Annotated in this window: 15 protein-coding genes; 9 read left to right on the plus strand and 6 right to left on the minus strand. The window is 70.1% G+C overall.

The genetic code is table 11. The annotated features are described in order from the left end of the window. Nucleotides 1–11 precede the first annotated feature (11 nt). Nucleotides 12–2,021 carry a 4Fe-4S dicluster domain-containing protein gene (locus tag OL599_RS06185; RefSeq protein ID WP_264712789.1) on the plus strand — a complete coding sequence of 670 codons (2,010 nt, stop codon included), beginning with the start codon at nucleotides 12–14 and terminating at the stop codon, nucleotides 2,019–2,021. A gap of 143 nt (nucleotides 2,022–2,164) precedes the next feature. After that, the gene (locus OL599_RS06190) at nucleotides 2,165–2,506 is read left to right on the plus strand and encodes an SMR family transporter (RefSeq protein WP_264712790.1); all 342 of its coding nucleotides are present in this window, start codon (nucleotides 2,165–2,167) and stop codon (nucleotides 2,504–2,506) included. 41 nt (nucleotides 2,507–2,547) lie between these two features. Here OL599_RS06190 and OL599_RS06195 read toward each other — a convergent pair whose 3' ends face one another. After that, complete coding sequence (locus tag OL599_RS06195; RefSeq protein ID WP_264712791.1) at nucleotides 2,548–3,789, minus strand: c-type cytochrome; 1,242 nt, start codon at nucleotides 3,787–3,789, stop codon at nucleotides 2,548–2,550. 78 nt (nucleotides 3,790–3,867) lie between these two features. Here OL599_RS06195 and OL599_RS06200 point away from each other — a divergent pair, with 78 nt between their 5' ends. From OL599_RS06200 to OL599_RS06215, 4 genes are all read left to right on the plus strand, one after another. Further along, complete coding sequence (locus OL599_RS06200) at nucleotides 3,868–5,142, plus strand: flavin monoamine oxidase family protein (RefSeq protein ID WP_264712792.1); 1,275 nt, start codon at nucleotides 3,868–3,870, stop codon at nucleotides 5,140–5,142. 153 nt (nucleotides 5,143–5,295) lie between these two features. After that, the gene (locus tag OL599_RS06205) at nucleotides 5,296–6,339 is read left to right on the plus strand and encodes a sugar ABC transporter substrate-binding protein (protein ID WP_264712793.1); all 1,044 of its coding nucleotides are present in this window, start codon (nucleotides 5,296–5,298) and stop codon (nucleotides 6,337–6,339) included. 63 nt (nucleotides 6,340–6,402) lie between these two features. Further along, the gene (locus OL599_RS06210) at nucleotides 6,403–7,845 is read left to right on the plus strand and encodes a sugar ABC transporter ATP-binding protein (RefSeq protein ID WP_264712794.1); all 1,443 of its coding nucleotides are present in this window, start codon (nucleotides 6,403–6,405) and stop codon (nucleotides 7,843–7,845) included. Nucleotides 7,846–7,858: 13 nt separating this feature from the next. Next, nucleotides 7,859–8,893, plus strand: a complete 1,035-nt coding sequence (locus OL599_RS06215) for an ABC transporter permease (protein ID WP_264712795.1) — start codon at nucleotides 7,859–7,861, stop codon at nucleotides 8,891–8,893. A 15-nt stretch (nucleotides 8,894–8,908) separates the two neighbouring features. On the opposite strand, the gene OL599_RS06220 is transcribed toward OL599_RS06215, so the two are convergent. The 3 genes from OL599_RS06220 to OL599_RS06230 form a co-directional block, all read right to left on the minus strand. Beyond that, nucleotides 8,909–9,808: a dioxygenase family protein gene (locus OL599_RS06220; RefSeq protein ID WP_264712796.1), complete on the minus strand. Its 900-nt coding sequence runs from the start codon at nucleotides 9,806–9,808 to the stop codon at nucleotides 8,909–8,911. A gap of 168 nt (nucleotides 9,809–9,976) precedes the next feature. Further along, nucleotides 9,977–11,635 carry an FAD-dependent oxidoreductase gene (locus tag OL599_RS06225; protein WP_264712797.1) on the minus strand — a complete coding sequence of 553 codons (1,659 nt, stop codon included), beginning with the start codon at nucleotides 11,633–11,635 and terminating at the stop codon, nucleotides 9,977–9,979. 147 nt (nucleotides 11,636–11,782) lie between these two features. Further along, nucleotides 11,783–13,309, minus strand: coding sequence for a sulfatase-like hydrolase/transferase (locus OL599_RS06230; protein ID WP_264712798.1), 1,527 nt, complete (start codon nucleotides 13,307–13,309; stop codon nucleotides 11,783–11,785). Nucleotides 13,310–13,399: 90 nt separating this feature from the next. Here OL599_RS06230 and OL599_RS06235 point away from each other — a divergent pair, with 90 nt between their 5' ends. Continuing rightward, on the plus strand, nucleotides 13,400–13,969 hold the full coding sequence (locus OL599_RS06235) for an HD domain-containing protein (RefSeq protein WP_264712799.1): 570 nt from the start codon (nucleotides 13,400–13,402) through the stop codon (nucleotides 13,967–13,969). Next, entirely contained in the window at nucleotides 13,969–14,679 is a 711-nt protein-coding gene (locus OL599_RS06240) for a metallophosphoesterase (protein WP_264712800.1), read from the plus strand. Before OL599_RS06235 ends, OL599_RS06240 begins: the two co-directional genes overlap by 1 nt. A 96-nt stretch (nucleotides 14,680–14,775) precedes the next feature. On the opposite strand, the gene OL599_RS06245 is transcribed toward OL599_RS06240, so the two are convergent. Both OL599_RS06245 and gluQRS read right to left on the minus strand, forming a co-directional pair. Then, complete coding sequence (locus OL599_RS06245; RefSeq protein WP_264712801.1) at nucleotides 14,776–15,219, minus strand: hypothetical protein; 444 nt, start codon at nucleotides 15,217–15,219, stop codon at nucleotides 14,776–14,778. Nucleotides 15,220–15,314: 95 nt separating this feature from the next. Then, on the minus strand, nucleotides 15,315–16,193 hold the full coding sequence (gene gluQRS, locus OL599_RS06250) for a tRNA glutamyl-Q(34) synthetase GluQRS (RefSeq protein WP_264712802.1): 879 nt from the start codon (nucleotides 16,191–16,193) through the stop codon (nucleotides 15,315–15,317). Between the two features lie 39 nt (nucleotides 16,194–16,232). Between gluQRS and OL599_RS06255 the strand changes: the two genes are divergently transcribed. Then, nucleotides 16,233–16,877, plus strand: a complete 645-nt coding sequence (locus OL599_RS06255; RefSeq protein WP_264712803.1) for an alpha/beta hydrolase — start codon at nucleotides 16,233–16,235, stop codon at nucleotides 16,875–16,877. Nucleotides 16,878–16,931: the final 54 nt, after the last annotated feature.

Consider the following 16,931-nt stretch of genomic DNA (forward strand, 5'->3'; position numbering starts at 1 on the left):
AAGAACGATAAATGACAGAACCCGGTGACATCAGCCCCAAGGCTGACCGGATCGTCTTCGCCTGCTCATGCGAGAACACCATGCCGCTGGATACGGCCGCGTTGCGCGGCTGCGGCGGCGAGTTGCGGCAGTCGGACCATTTGTGCCGCACCCGGCTGGAGGCGTTCCGCGCGGCGCTGGCGGAAGGCCGGCCGATCACCGTCGGCTGCACCCAGGAAGCGCCGCTGTTCCAGGAAGTGGCCGATGCGGCCGGGTTCAGCGACCTTGCTTTCGCCAATATCCGCGAGGCGGCCGGCTGGTCGGACGCGGCGGCGAAGGCCGGGCCGAAGATGGCGGCGTTGCTGGCCGCGGCGTCCGAGCCGATGCCGCCGGCGCCGCTGGTGACGCTCCGCAGCGAAGGCGTCGCCCTGATCTATGGCCGCGACGAGATCGCCATCGCCGTCGGGCGCCGACTGGCCGATACGCTGGACGTGACCGTGCTGCTGACCCGCCCCGGCGACATCGTGCCGCCGGCGCTGGCCGATTTCCCGGTGCTGAAGGGCAGCATCGCCGGCGCCAAGGGCCATCTCGGCGCGTTCGAGCTGAAAGTGAACGACTATGCGGGCCCCGCCGTGTCATCGCGCGCCCGGTTGGCGTTCGGCCCGGCGCGGGACGGCGCCACGTCGCGCTGCGACCTGATCCTGGACCTGTCCGGCGACCCGCCGCTGTTCCCGGCCGCCGAGCTGCGCCCCGGCTATCTGCGCGCCGACCCCGCGCGGCCGGAGACGGTGGAGCGGCTGGTCTTCGATGCATCACGGCTGGTCGGCGCCTTCGACAAGCCCGGCTACATCCATTTCGAGGCCGGCCTGTGCGCGCACCAGCGCAACCGCCGCATCGGCTGCACGCGCTGCCTGGATCTGTGCCCGACCGGCGCCATCACCCCCGCCGGCGACCATGTCGCCATCGACGCCGCGGTGTGCGCGGGCTGCGGTGCCTGCGCCGCGGTCTGCCCCACCGGCGCGGCCACCTACGCCCTGCCGCCCATGGAAGCCGTGTTGCGCCGGCTGCGGCGGATGCTGCTGACCTACCGCGATGCCGGCGGAGAGGCGCCGGTGTTGCTGATCCACGACCAGGCGCATGGCCAGGCGATGATCGACGCCGCCGCGCGGCTGGGGCGCGGCCTGCCCGCCAACCTGCTGCCACTGCGCCTGAACGAAACCACTCAGGCCGGGCTGGAACTGGTCGCCAGTGCCTTCGCCTGGGGGGCGGCCGGCCTGGTGTTCCTGCAGCGCGGCAAGCCACGCCATGACACCGAAGGGCTGCGCCGGACCGCCGCACTCGCCGAGGCGCTGCTCTCGGGGATGGGGTTCGCGCCCGGCTCCTGCGCCATCCTGGAGACCGACGATCCCGATGCGCTCGGCACCATTGCCGCGCAAGGGCCGGCCACCGGCACACCGTCGCGCTTCATCGCCATGGGCGAAGGGCGGCACCTGACCGCAAGTGCGCTGCGTGAACTGCACCGCGTCGCGCCGCTGCAACCGGGGCCGATCCCCCTGCCCGCCGGCGCGCCGTTCGGCGGGCTGCGCGTGGATGCCGCCGGCTGCACGCTGTGCCTCGCCTGCGTGGCCGCCTGCCCCACCGGCGCGCTGCGCGACGACCCCGACGTGCCGACGCTGCGCTTCGCCGAGGATGCCTGCGTGCAATGCGGCCTGTGCCGCGCCACCTGCCCGGAGAAGGTGATCGCGCTCGATCCGCGTTTCGATCTCGCCGCATGGTCGGCGCCGGCCGTCACCATCAAGACCGAGGAGCCCTATTCCTGCATCAAGTGCGGCAGGCCGTTCGGGACGCGCAGCAGCATCGAGCGGATCATTGCAAAGTTGCAGGGGCGGCACTGGATGTTCAGCGGCGCCGCCGCGCAGCGCATCGACGTGGTGCGGATGTGCGAGGATTGCCGGGTGGAGGCGGTGATGAACGAGAGCTTCGACCCGCATGCCGGGCCGGCACGCCCGCGCCCGCGCACCGCCGAGGACCTGGAGGAATAGGCCCGCCGCCCCTTGACGATGGACGGATCATCGTCCAGGGCCAGTGGCATCGGATCTGCTCGGCGACCACACCATGACGCCCATCCCGCGCGCTGCAATGCTGCGGCCGTTCGGGCAGACGAGTCTTGTGAAGGAACGAAACGATGAACGGCGCGTTGACCTATCTCTACCTTGGCATCGCGATTGTCGCCGAGGTCATCGCCACCTCTGCCCTGAAAGGGTCGGAGAATTTTTCCCGGTTGTTGCCGAGCCTCGTCACCATCGTCGGCTATGCCATTGCCTTCTGGTTTCTCTCCCTGACCCTTCGCACCCTGCCGACAGGCATCGCCTACGCCATCTGGTCGGGCGTCGGCATCGTCCTGATCGCGACGGTGGGGTGGGTCTGGTTCAAGCAGGCACTCGACGTCCCCGCCCTGATCGGGCTTGGCCTCATCATCTCGGGCGTCGTTGTCGTCAACGTCTTCTCGAAATCCGTCAGCCACTGATGGCCGCGTGTGGCGCCCAGGAGCCTGGAGCGGCTTGAACGCTAACGCGCCGCGTCGCGCAGGAAATCCAGCAGGGCCCTGCGGTCTTCCGGGCTCGCGATGACCTGCTCGGGCATCTTGGTCCCTGGCGTGTAGCTTTGCGGGCCCAGCTCGAACAGGCGGGCGATCGTGTCGGCCCCCCAGACGATGCCGGAGTGCCGCAGCGCATCCGAGTAGGGGTAGCCGGGAACGCTGCCGGCCTGGCGGCCGAAAACCCCGTGCAGCGTCGGCCCGGCACGATTGCCGCCGTCGGGGCTGAGCGCATGGCAGATCGCGCAGGCGCGGAAGATCTGCGCGCCGCGATCCTGCGCCGGCTGCACGCCGGTCAATCCCGGCGAGCCGAATGCACGCGTCGGCCGCCCGCTGGCGATGTCCCAGCTTCGCAGCACGCCGGCCGCGCCGCCGGTGAGCAGCTCCGTCCCATCCGGCGCGAAGGCCACCGCCCAGAGCGGCCGTTCCGCGGCATGCAGCACCGTGACGATCCGGCGTCGGGTCCGCTCGATCACCACCGCCGTGCCGCCCAGGCTGGCGACGGCCAGGTGCGCGCCGTCCGGCGAAAGCGCGAGCGCGGTCAGCGGCACGGTGTCGATCTCCAGCTCCGCATCGATGCCGCCCTCGCGGTTGACGAAGCGCAGCATGCCGTCCGCCCCGCCCGCGACGATGCCGCCGTCCGGCGCCACCACCACGGCGTTCTGCGGCGCCGGCAGCTGGACGACCCGCGCCGCCCCGGCGGGCGGCCAGATGCGCAGCGTGGCGTCGTAGCCGGCGGTGACGACAGCGCCGCCGGGCGCGAATGCCACGCCGTTGACGTTGCCGACATGCCCCCCCAGGACCCGCACGGTGCCATCGGCGGCCCAGACCCGCGCAGTGCCGTCCCAGGCGGCCGAGGCTATGCGCTCCCCGGACGCGGCCAGCGCCGCCACCGGACCGTCATGGCCCGTGAGTACGCGCATCGGCGCGTCGCCGCCGTGCCACAACGCGATGCGCCCGTCGGCGCCGCCGGTCGCGAAGCCGCCACCGGGAATGACGGCGAGCGCGTTCACCGCGCCGTCGTGGAAGCGCAGCACCGATAGCGCCTTGCCATCGGCACGGCGCCAGACGATGGCCGACCCGTCGAAGCCGGCGGAGATCGCCACATCCCCGGTCGCGGCGACCGCGCGAATGGGCCCGCCATGGCCCGCGGCATCCTGGGCCGCGGCCGGCCCGGCCAGCAGGAGCAGCAGCAGGAGCGCGCGCAACACCATGCGCCCTCATGTGCCAGGCGGCGCCCGCGCGGCAAGCTCTCTCTTGCCCCGGCGCGGCGGATGACGATCTCTTGCGCCATGACATCGGACGTTGACGTGATCGTGGTGGGCGCCGGCGTCGCCGGCCTGTCTGCCGCGGCCGAGTTGCGCGCGCGCGGCAAAAGCTGCGTGGTGCTGGAAGCCACCGGCCGGATCGGCGGGCGCGCGCTGACCACCCATCCCGCCGCCCTTGGCCACGCGCCGTTCGACGAGGGCGCCTCCTGGCTGCACGCCGCCGGGCGCAATCCGCTGGTGCCGATCGCCCGCGCTCATGGCGACGCGCTGCTGGACTCCGACGGGGTGCGCACGCGCCGCATCGTCGTCGGCGACCATCCGGCCACAGCGGCGGAACTGGCCGATTATGACGACGCCTGGGGCCGCTTCGAGGCACATGCCCGCGCCCGCGCCCTGCAGGCGCAGGATATCGGCTTCTCCGCTGCCCTGGAGGGCCTGCGCGCCAATCCCTGGACCGCCACGATCGAAATGTGGGAGGGGACGCTGATCGCCGCCGCCGACCCGCATGATTTCAGCTTGCACGACTGGCGGGTCAACGAGCTGGACGGCGCCAACCTCGTGGTCGATGGCGGCATTGGCGCCTTTGTCGAGCGCCGTCTCGGCCCGCGCGCTGGTCCGGTGCTTCTGAACCGGCCGGTCACCCGTATCGCCTGGGGCGACAAGATGGCGGCCGAAACCCCACGCGGCGCCGTCACCGCCCGCGCCTGCATCGTCACGGTGTCAACCGGCGTCCTGGCCGCCGGCGGCATCGCCTTCGACCCGCCGCTGCCTGCCCGGACGCAGGCCGCCATCGCCGCCCTGCCGATGGGGCTGCTGACCAAGGTGGCGTTGCGCGCGACCGGCGCGGACCGGCTGGGCCTGCCGGACTCCGTGTCCTTGCATCGCCAGGTGGGGCGCGATGAGCCCGCGATGTTTTTCCTCGCCTGGCCGTTCGGCCGCGACCACGTGGTGGGCTTCGTCGGGGGCCCGGCAGCCTGGGCGCTGGCCAGGGCGGGAGACGCCGCCACCGAAGCCTTCGCCCGTGCGCAGTTGCGCCTGATCCTCGGCAGCCGCGCCGACCGCACCTTGGGCCCCGCCGTGGTGACGCGATGGGGCACCGATCCCGCCCATCGCGGCGCCTATGCCTATGCCCGCATCGGGCACGCCGCGGCGCGCGCCATATTGGCAACGCCTCTCGCCGGCGGCCGCCTGATCTTCGCCGGCGAGGCCGTGTGCACCGACGGCCTCGCCGGCACCGTCGGCGGCGCCTATCTCAGCGGCCAGCAGGCGGCGTTGCGAATTGTTGAGTCACCGGACTGAGAAAAGACCGGGCCAACGCACCGCCGCCGCGCAGAGGCATCGAAATCATTACGTTTTCGTCTTTTCCTTGACCCCCGGTCCCGCAGCGAACCAGACTGAACGCAAGTCCGAGACCGACGCCGACAAACATCATTATACCTGAAGGGGGAAACGATGGTCGACATCTCCGACGTGGCGACACCCGACCGCCGTGGCTTCGTGCGAACGATGACCGCCTCGATGGCGGCGGGGCTGCTGGGCGGCTTCGGCATCAATCCCGCGATTGCCGCCGAGATGGCGAAGGAAACGGGCCGGTCCGAGAAGCCGCTGAAGGCCGCCTTCTCCAATGCCGGCCTGCAGGCGACCTGGTGCGCACAAGGCAAGCAGGCGGCGGAGTGGTGGGGCAAGCTGTTCAACGTCGATGTCACCTGGTTCGACGGCGAATTGAATGCCACCAAGCAACGCAGCGCCATCGACAGCATGGCGAGCCAGAAATGGGACTTCGTCGCCATCCAGGCTTTCGGCATCGGCACGCTGACGGCGCCGGTGAAAAAGATGATCGACGCCGGCGTGCCGGTGATCGACATGGATACGCTGATCGCCCCGCTGGACAGCATCAACGTCCACAGCTTCCTGGCGCCGGACAATGAATTCATGGGCGCCTCGGTCACGCAGGCGCTGGTCGATGCGATCGGGGGAAAAGGCGTGGTGACGATGACCCAGGGCGCACTGGGCCACACCGGCGCCCAGGGACGCGCCCGCGGGTTCGACTCCGTGGTGAAGAAATACCCAGGGATCGAGGTCGTGGACACGACGCCAGGCGACTGGGATGTCTCGAAAGTCTCCCGCCTGTGGGAAACGTTGCTGACCAAATATCCCAAGATCGACGCCGCCTATTTCCACAATGACGACATGGCGCTGGCGGCCTACAATGTAATGAAGGCGCGCGGGCGCACCAGCATCCTGATCGGCGGCTGCGATGCTATGCCGCCGGCACTGACCGCGGTGGCCGACGGGCGCATGCACGCGACCGTGCGCAACCCCTCCTGCCGCATCCATGGCGGCGCCATCCTGGCAGGCGTGGCCGCGGTCGTCTCCGGCGAGAAAACCGGTGACGGCCAGGGCATGATTCCCAAGAACATCATCACCGACGGGCCGGTGGTCACGAAGGCCAACGCGCCGGGCATGATGTGGATGGAGAACCACTACCTGATCTGACCCGCCGTGGCGCCATCACCCCCATTGCTCGAACTTCAGGGTATCTCGAAATCGTTCGGTGGCGTGGCCGCCCTCGCCGGCGTGGATTTCACGTTGGCGAAAGGCGAGATCCACGGCCTGGTCGGCGAGAACGGTGCGGGCAAGAGCACGCTGATGAACATCATCGCCGGCGTGCATCCCGAGTACGAAGGCACCATGCGGATCAATGGCGCAGTGGTGAAGTTCCGCTCCATCCGGGACTCGCTCGCTGCCGGCATCGGCATGGTGCACCAGGAACTCAGCATCGTGCCGGAGCTGTCGGTCGCCGAGAACGTGCTGCTGGGGGTGCAGCCCACCAATCGTCTCGGCCTGATCGACTGGAAGGCGATGTATCGCGAGGCGGAGGCGCAGCTTTCCCGGCTGGGCATCCGGGTCGATCCGCGCGCGCCCATCGGCCGCCTGCCGCTTGGCTTGCAGCAGCTGGTCGAGCTGGCCCGCGTGCTGTTCTCAGGTGCGCGGATCGTCATCCTGGACGAACCGACCTCGGCACTGTCGCCGCCGGAAGTGGACGTGCTGTTCAGCCTGCTGCGCCGCGTGCGCGACAGCGGCCGCAGCATCATCTTCATCTCCCATTTCCTCGATGACATCCTGCATGTCTCCGACACGATCACGATCTTTCGCAACGGCCGGCGCATCGCCACGGCGCCGGCGCGCGACATCGACAAGGCATGGATCATCGAGCGGATGATCGGCGCCGGCCATCGTGAGCTGGAGGAGAGCTACACCGGCGAAATCATGCTCAACAGCCGCCCCGACGCGCAGGTCGTGCTGACCGCCGAGGGGCTGGCGGCGATCGGCGCATTCCGCGACGTCTCGCTGCAGGTGCGCGCCGGGGAGGTCCTGGGCATCTATGGCTTCCTGGGCTCGGGGCAGCTGGAGCTGGCGCGCGCGCTGTTCGGGAAGCTGCCGATCGCTGCCGGCACGTTGCGCATCGACGGCCGGGCGGCGCGCCTGCGCAGCACCGCCGCGGCCCGCCGTGCCGGCATCGCCTTCGTGCCGGAAAGCCGGCGGAGCATGCTGTTCGCGCAGGAGCCGGTCTACAAGAATGTCTCCGTCAGCATCCTCGATCGCATTTCGCGCCTGTGGGTCAGGCCCTCCGCCGAGCGCGAGATCGCGCGGCAGCATGTCGGCCGGCTACAGATCCGTCCGCCCCGGGTCGAGCGCCGCCTGAACACGCTGTCCGGGGGAAACCAGCAGAAAGTGGCGCTGGCGAAGTGGCTGACGCACTTGCCCAGGGTGCTGGTGCTGAGCGAGCCCACGCGCGGGATGGACGTCGGCGCCAAGGACGACGTGATGACGATCGTGCGGTCGCTGCGCGCGCAGGGTATCGGCGTCGTCGTGGTGTCCACCGAGCCCGAGACAGTGCTGTCGCTGGCCGACCGGATCCTGGTCATGAAGCGGGGCACCATCACGCGGGAATTCGCGAACGAGGTTGTCAGCAAGGATCGGCTGCTGGCCGCCGCATGAAGGTTCTCCGCCCATGAGTTCTCCCCCCGCCGACGCGACCATACGTAACCGCACCGGTCCGACCATGGCCTGGCTGCGCGGCCAGCTGCGCAACATCGCGCCGTTCGCGACCCTGCTCGCGCTGGCGATCCTGTTCAGCGTCGCAAGCCCGTCTTTCGCGACGTTCGACAATCTCGCCAATATCCTGCAGCAGGTTTCCGTCACCGGCATCATCGCCGTCGGGCTGACCTTCGTGATCCTGTGCGCCGAGATCGACCTCAGCGTGGCGAGCCTGGCCAATGCGACCGGCATCGTCCTGGCTTTCTTCACGGCGCAGGACGCGAGCGTGAATATCGCCAACATCCCGCTCCCCGGCGTTGCGGCCGTCGTGCTCGCGGTGCTCGCGAGCCTCGCCCTGGGCGCCGTGAACGCGTTCGGCCTCACCGTGATCGGCATCCCATCCTTCATCATGACGCTGGCGATGCTGCAGATCGGCGCCGGCATCTGCGCGCTGCTGGTGCGCGGGCAGATCGCCTACAACGTGCCCGACTTCATCGCCACGCTCGGCAACGGCGCGATCGGGCCGCTGCCCTGGATTGTCGTCGTTGCGGCCGTGATCCTGCTGCTCGGCCATGTGGTGCTGACCTATACGCGCTTCGGCCGCTACGTCTATATGGTGGGCGGCAACCGCGAGGCGGCCGAATATTCCGGCATCAATGTCAAGCTGATCCTGGCCGCGGTGATGCTCGTCTCGGCGGTTTGCAGCGGCATCGGGGGGATGCTGGGCGTGGCGCATTTCGGCAGCGCGCAGCAGAACGAATTCGACAACTACCTGCTGGACTCGATCTCCGCCGTGGTGGTCGGCGGAACGAGCCTGTTCGGCGGACAGGGCGGCATCGGCAACACCGTTGTCGGCCTGCTGGTGCTCGGCGTGCTCAACAACGGCCTCGACCACGTGCGGATCGACAGTTTCCTGAAGATCCTGATCCGCGGCCTGATCCTGCTGCTGGCGCTGATCATCAACGTCTATGCGCAGCGGCTGCGCACGCGCGAGGCTGCGGCAGGGTAGAAGCGGCGTCCGTCCTTACTCGGCGGCCTTGACGATCTTCGATGGGTCCGCGCCGACGCGGGATTCGCCGGCCTCGGCTGCGCGCGAGAGCCGGAAGTCGTAGCGCACCGCCGGCAGATCGAGCGGCGCCTGCGGATCGGCCTTGGCGGAAACCACGAGCGAGCGCGAGACGCCGAACACAGTGTCGCTGTCTATATGGTCGTCGTCGGCGAAATACAGCGCCGTGACCAGTTCGCGATAGCCCGCGGCGCCCACCAGGAAATGGATATGCGACGGGCGATAGCCGTGCCGCCCCTGCGCCCGCACCAGCTTGCCGACAGGACCATCCATCGGAACCATGTAGCCGAGCGGCCGCACCGTGCGGAAATGGTAGTTGCCGTCGGCGTCCGTGGTGAAGCAGCCGCGCATGTCCATCTGTTCGGAACTGCGCGCCTGCAGGTCGTACTGCCCGTGCTCATTGGTCTGCCAGACCTGCACGGTTGCGTCGGGAATGCCCTGGCCGCCGGCATCGAGCACGCGGCCGTACAACACGATCTCCGGCGCCGCAGTCTCGCTGAGAATGGAATCGCCAGGCTTCAGCTGCGGCGCGCCCTCGCGGTAGAATGGGCCGAGCAGGCTGGTATCGGTGCCTTTCTCCGGGGCGGTCTTGTCGTGCAGCGCATTGACCAGCGCGCTCAGCCCCATCACGTCGGACAACAGGATGAACTCGGCGCGGATCGGCGTGCACATATGGCCGACCTCGGTGAGGAAGGTGATGCCCTTCAGCCATTCCGCGGGCGTCAGGTTCACCTCGCGGGCGAAGGCATGCAGGTGGCGGACGGCGGCGTCCATGATCTGTTTCAGGCGCGCGTCCGGGGTGTTCGCCATCTGCGTCAGGGCGGCCTCGGTGACCGTGAACTCGTCAAGGTCGTGCACTGGAATACTCCTGGTTGCGTCCGCCGGCCGTGTGGTCAGGCTGTTGGAGATGTTTTGCCGGCCGCGCGCGGGCGGCATCTGGCGACCGCATGTGCGTTCCCGCCGGGGAACGACATTCCTGCCGGCGCGAAGGGGTGTCAACCGAAATTCGATCCAATCCGTCGGCGCTTACGCCGCCAGCCGCCGTGCCGCGTGATCGGCGCCACGGATCAGTTCGATCAGGCCGCCGGGGTCGTCAGGCAACCCGTCGCCGCGCCACGCCACGTGCTGATCGGGCCGCGACAGCACCAGCTTCTGCCGGTAGACGGCAGCGGCCTCCTCGGAATCTACGTCGAGCAGCGCGAGCGGAACCCCGCGCCGCGCCGCGGCCGTCAGCAGCGGCGCGACGTCCAGGCCAGAATCGAAGCGCAGCAGCGTGTAGCCCGGGCCCATCGCGTCGTAGAGCGACCGTCCGTCGCGCAACCAGACATGCGGCGTGCGGCAGCCCGGCACGGTCGAGGGGGTGAAGTCGTACATGCTGTAGGGTGGCGGCGCCTCGCCATCCGCGGCGATGATCGGCGAACCCGCATAGAAATAGCCGAAGTTCAAGCCGCCGCAGCAATACTGCGTGACGTTCAGGTCGTAGGCCGCCTTGCCGACCTGCGCGCGCACCGCATCGCCCTCCGGCCCCGGCGCCTCGATATTCGCGGGCACCTCGCGCCGCGTGCGCGCCATGGCGGCGGCGTGGTTCATGGCGAACACCGACACCTGTTCGGTGATCGGCTGGCGTTCGGCCTCGTAGGCATCGAGGATCGCGGTGTCGGCCCATCCCTGCAGCACGGCGGCCAGTTGCCAGGTCAGGTTGGCGGCGTCGGCGATGCCCGCGTTCATGCCGTATCCGGCATAGGGCACCCAGAGATGCGCGGCGTCGCCGGCGATGAACGCGCGGCGGTCGCGGAACCGGTCGGCGACCAGGCGGCGGCCGTACCAGTCCTCTTTGGTGATCACGTCGTATTCGAAGTCCGGCGGCGCGCCGATGATGGTGCGGATGGCCCAGTCGCGATCGACGGATTCGAAGTCGGGCTCGTCGTCCCTGAGGTAGTTGTGGATCAGCCAGCGCTCGTGCCCGTCGATCGCCATCACGTTGCCGCTGCGCCGCGGATTGAGCGAGAACATCACCCAGGCCGGCCGGTCCGGGATCAGCCCGATCAGCTTCGGGGCGCGGATATAGGTGGACTGCACCCGCTGCACCACGGCGTCGCCCTTCAGCGTGGCGCCGATGGCCTTGCGCACGGCGCTGCGCCCGCCGTCGCAGCCCAGCAGATAGCGGGCATGGATCGCGAACGTCGCGCCGTTGTCGAGGTTGCGCACGGTGGCGGTCACGCTGTCGGCATCCTGCGTGAAGCCGTCCACCGAACAGCGATTGAGAATGCGCACGCCGGGCATGGACGCGGCGTGCGCAAACAGCACGGGTTCGAGAAAGATCTGGTTGATGCGGTGCGGCGGCTCGGGCGTCGGCCACCAGGTATCGGGCCCGCCCGTCGCGGTGTAGCGCTCGGCGCGGCAGGGGATGGGGATGCGGGTGAGCTCGGTGCCCAGCGTGGTCGTGCGGTAGGAGATGTCGTTGGCGTAGTCGGGCGGCAGGCCGGTGTCGCGCACGGCGCGGGCGACGCCCAGGCGGCGGAAGATCTCCATCGAACGGGCGGAGACATGGTTGCATTTCACGTTCGGCGGCGCGCCGCGATGGTGCAGTTCCACCACCGTGACATCGATGCCGCGCCAGGCGAGGTCCATCGCCGCAGTCAGCCCGACGGGTCCCCCGCCCACCACCAGCACGCTGGTCTCCATAACGGCCTCCCCGCCCAATGGCCCGGCCGACAGGTTCCCGCCGGCGCGGCGGCGTTGCAAGACCGGCCCGGACCTGGTGTCCTGCCCCCGAAGTTCGCCGCATCTTGCGGCGGACGCAGGGGTCAGCAGGCCACTGAAAACAAGAAGCTAGTGTCGCGCCGGCAAGGTTCGCTGCGTCAACCCCGCCGGCGACGCCACCAGCCGGGTCAGCCCGACCTCGGCATGCGCCATCCGCCAGGACAGCATGCGCGACGCCGCCTCGGCACGCAGCCCGCGATACGCCGGATCGGCCGCGACGTTGCGCAGTTCGCCGGGATCGGCGGCGAGGTCGTACAGCACCGGCTCCAGGCCGGTGAAATGCACGTATTTCCACCGCGCGGTGCGCATCGCCGCCATCGGCCCCACGTCTGGCGAAATGTCCGCCGGCAGGCGCGACGGCTGCGGCCAGCCCCCGCGCAGGTCGTATTCGAAATGCACGGCATCCCGCCAGGTGGCGGGCGTGCCCCCCGCGAGCCAGGGGCGCAGCGATACCCCGTCGCAGCAGGCCGGCACGTCCAGCCCCAGCCAGTCCAGGATCGTCGGCATCAGGTCCACCGCTTCCGTGAACGCGTCGACCACGCGCCCGCGTGTCGCCCCGGACGAGGGGTCGCGGATGATCAGCGGCAGGTGGTAGCTCTGGTCGAACCAGCCGAGCTTGCTCAGCAGGTGGTGGTCGCCGAGTTGTTCGCCGTGGTCCGAGGTGAACACGATCAGCGTGTCGTCCCACTGGCCGGACCGCCGCAGTTCGGCCAGCACCTCGCCCACCCAATGGTCGATCTCGGCGATCAGGCCGTAATAGGCGCGCCGGGTCAGCATGACGGCGCGGTCGCTGAGTGCCGAGACCGGGCCTGTCGCGCCCTGGAAATACGACGCCTGCATCTGCGCCCCCAGCCAGTGCGCGAGCATCGGGTGCTGCGCCGCCTCCGCCGCCCGCGTGGCGGCGCGCAGCGGCGCGGGGATACGTGCCTCTGGCACCATGTCGTGATACGGCGCGGGGGCGGCGAAGGGCGGGTGCGGGCGAAAGAAGCCGAGATGCAGCAGCCAGGGCCGGCCCGGCCGGGTGGTGCGCAGGAATTCGATGCCGTGCGTGCCCGACCATGCCGTGTCCGACAGGGCGGCGGGAATGCGGCTCGGCGCGGCCGAGGGGCCGGCGGGTCCTTCCAGCGGCCGCCAGATATCCTGCGGGTCTTCCGGCAGAGCGAAGCCGCGGCTCGCCACCCAGCCCATATACGTGCGGAAATCCACCTCGTCGAAATGCGCGAATGTGCGGAACCCGTCCATCACGTCGCCGATCTCGGCGAAACGGGGATCGGCGTGCGGCACCAGGCGCGGGTCCGGCGTGGTGGTGGTGTAGCCGACCAGGGCCGGGTCCATGCCGGCGCGCCGCACTTCGGTGGCGAGGTTGGGATGGCGGGCATCCAACGGCACGCCATTGGCCACCACCCGGTGGTTCATGACGTATTGCCCGGTCAGCATGGAGGCGCGGGCCGGGCCGCACGGCGCGCTCTGGCCGAAATGGTTGCGGAACAGCACGCCCTCGCCGGCCAGCGCATCGAGGTCGGGCGTCAGCGCCGCCGGATGGCCCAGCACGCTCAGGCTGTCGCCGCGCCACTGGTCGGCGATGATCAGAAGCACGTTCCTGGCACGGGGCATGGCGGCGTTTGTCCGAACACGAAAGGGCCAGTAGTTTCCGGCAAACAAGCCATCGCTGGAAGTGACACCCCGATGACAGACGAACCCCTCGCCCGGATTGAAGCGTTGCTGGACGGTCATGGCCATGGCCGCTACGGCCTGCACGACATCAACCAGCGCCAGCACGCCCTGCAGGCCGCGATGATGGCCGAGCGCGACGGCCGGCCCGATGCGCTGGTCACCGCCGCCCTGCTGCACGATATCGGCCACATGGTGCACGATCTCGGCGACAACCCGGCCGCGGCGGGCATCGACGACCGGCACGAGGAACTGGGCCACGCCTTCCTGGTGCAGTGGTTCGGCCCGGAGGTAACGGAGCCGGTGCGCCTGCATGTCGCGGCCAAGCGCTTCCTGTGCGCGACCGAGGTCGACTATGTCTCGAAACTGTCACGGGATTCCGTGCTGAGCCTGTCGCTGCAAGGCGGCCCGATGTCGCCCGGCGAGGTGACGGCGTTCCGCGCCCTGCCGCAATACGCGGCCGCCGTGCAGCTGCGCCGCTATGACGAGGCGGCGAAGGTGAAGGATCTCGCGACACCGCCCGTGCAGCACTTCCTGCCCGCCGTCGCGCGCTGCCTGCGGCAAGGCGGCGCCCCGGCGGGGTGATGCAGTTCATCGCCGCCCCCGCCGCGCTGCCGCCGGGTCGCCGCGTCTATGCCATCGGCGACGTGCATGGCTGCGACGCCCTGCTCGCCGCCCTGCACGCGGCCATCGCCGACGACCTCGCGCGCCGCCCCTGCCCGGCCCCGCTGCTGCTGCATCTCGGCGACTACGTCGATCGCGGCCCGGACAGCCGCGGCGTGGTGGCGCGCCTCGCGGCGGGCGATCCGCTGCCGGGCGTGCCCACCGTCAACCTGATGGGCAACCACGAGCAGACCATGCTCGACGCGTTGTCCGGACAGGGTGCCGCGATGACTGACTGGATGATCGCCGGTGGGCGCGAGGCCCTGCGCAGCTGGGGCGGCGACCCCGACGCGCCGCGCAGCATTTGGCCGGACGCGGTGCCTGCGCGGGACCGCGCGTTCCTGGGCGCGCTGTCGCTGATGCATCGCGAAGGCGGCTACCTGTTCGTGCATGCCGGCATCCGGCCAGGGATCGCGATCGATTGCCAGGCGCGGCAGGACCTGCTGAGCATCCGCCAGGCCTTCCTGTATTCCGAGGCCGATTTCGGCGTGGTGGTGGTGCACGGCCACACCCCGAAGCCCGATCCGGTGCTGCGCCACAACCGCATCGGCATCGACACGGGCGCGGTGTTCGGCGGGCGGCTGACCTGCGCGGTGCTGGAGGACGACCGGGTGGGCTTCCTCCAGGCTTGAGCGTGTTTGCGAAGTGCATAGTCGCCTGAAATTCAACGCCTGGTGCCCTCGCCTGGCCCCCTGCTGTTCCGCTGCCCAAAGAGCCGCTTTCGGCACTTAGCGGGCGTTCGTCCCCTCCGCGCTGCTCCGGACGGGACCGCGTGCCTGCCTGTAGCCCCGCAGCATGATCACGACACCCACGAGGTTGAGCAGCGGAGGCGGCAACAACAGGATCCAGCCAAGCCGCGTCAGCGCTGGCACCGCCAGAATGTACGATACATCGGTAAACAGATCCGAGAAGCGTACGCCAGCGACGACGGCCAGCCATTCCGGCTGCTTCCGCCAGCGCCACAGCGCGATTGCCTGCGCCAATGCGAACGCTGCCCACTGTCCCGCCGACCGGCGCAACAGCGCGACCTCCAGCCCGGCGGGCGCAGATTCATGGAGGAGCCGAAACCACAGATCCGGAATGACCCACGCCAGCACAAAGAGGAGCGTGTCCTCCGCCAGTGCGGCCCACAGGTACACGAGGATGGCGACTCTCAGCCGTCGCTCGATCACGGCAGCCCTCGCCGAGGAGGATGAAGCCCGCGGCATCTAACAACGGGCGGCATCTGCTTTCCAGCCTATCAGGCCGAGAAGCCATCCGTCAGATTTCATCGGCGAGCGGGCGGCGCCAGCGCCCAGGCAGCGTCCGTGACGCCGGCACGCGCCCGCGCCTCCGCCGGCGTGCATCCCTGGGCGCGTAGGTCACGCAGCGTGGCCGCGTTGTCGCGCTTTGCCAGGCGCCGGCCGGAGGCGTCGGTCAGCAGGCCGTGATGGGCGTAGCGCGGCGCCGGCCAGCCCATCAGCGCCTGCAGCAGCCGGTGCAGATGCGTAGCCGGCTTCAGGTCGATGCCGCGGGTGACGAGGGTCACGCCCTGCAGCGCGTCGTCGTGGGTGACGCAAAGGTGATAGCTCGCCGGCGCGTCCTTGCGCGCCAGCACGGCGTCGCCGAAGCGCGCGGGGTCGCAGGCGATGGTCCCCTCCCCCTCCTCCTCGAAGGACAGCGGGCCTGCCTGCGCAAGGGCGCGGGCCATGTCCAGGCGCAGCGCGTGCGGCACGCCGGCGGCGAGGCGGTCGGCGCGCTCCGCCGGCGACAGCGCCCGGCAGGTGCCGGGGTAGAGCGGCCCGCCATCCGGGGAATGCGGGGCACAGGCGGAACGGGCAACCTCGCGCTGGATGTCCGCACGGGTGCAGAAGCACGGATACAGCAGCCCGCGCGCCGCCAACCGGTCCAGCGCCGCCTGGTAGTCCGGCAGGTGGGCGGACTGCACCCGCACCGGGCCGTCCCAGTCCAGGCCCAGCCAGGCCAGGTCTTCCAGGATCGCGGCGGCGAATTCCGGGCGGCAGCGGCCGGGGTCGATGTCCTCCAGCCGCAGCAGGAACCGCCCGCCTTCGGCACGCGCCCGCCGCCACGCGGTCAAAGCTGCGTGTGCATGGCCAAGATGCAGATATCCGGTCGGGCTGGGGGCAAAGCGCGTGGTGGGCGGCATGCGAGCCGGTATAGCGTGCCTGCGTCGGAGGAGAGAGATATGGCGGAACTGGACGGCCCGCGCTGGGGGCCGAAGGATGGGGCGGCGCGGCAGTTGGTCGTGCTGTGCCACGGCGTGGGCGCGGACGGACACGACCTCATCGACCTCGCGCCGCATTGGGCGCCGGCGCTGCCGCATGCCGCCTTCGCCGCACCCGACGGGCCGGAGCCGTACGACATGGCGCCGTTCGGGCGGCAATGGTTCAGCCTGACCGACCGCACCCCCGCACGGGTGGCGGCCGGGGTCGCGGCGGCGGCGGGGCCGCTCGACCGGTTCATCGATGCCGAGCTGCTGCGACTCGGCCTGCCGCCCGACGCCTATGCGCTCATGGGCTTCAGCCAGGGCGCGATGGCCGTGCTGTTCACGGGTCTGCGCCGGGCCACGCCGCCGCGCGCCATCCTCGCCTACTCCGGCGCCCTGGTATCCCCCGTGCCAGAGCTGCCCGGCCGGCCGCCGGTGCTGCTGGTGCACGGCGAAGCCGACCAGGTGGTGCCCGCGGAGCGGTCGCGACTCGCCGAATCCGCGTTGCAGGCCGCCGGATTCCCGGTCGAGGCGCTGTACTGCCCGCGCCTCGGCCATGGCATCGACGAGGCCGGGCTCTCGACCGGATCGTTGTTCCTGCAGCGCGTTTTCTCGGCCGGCTGACATGACGGTGGGATGAAACCGTGGGCATGCGGCTTGCAGGGCGTTCGCCGCGAT

Source organism: Limobrevibacterium gyesilva (assembly GCF_025989185.1).
In the GTDB taxonomy this organism is placed as follows: domain Bacteria; phylum Pseudomonadota; class Alphaproteobacteria; order Acetobacterales; family Acetobacteraceae; genus Limobrevibacterium; species Limobrevibacterium gyesilva.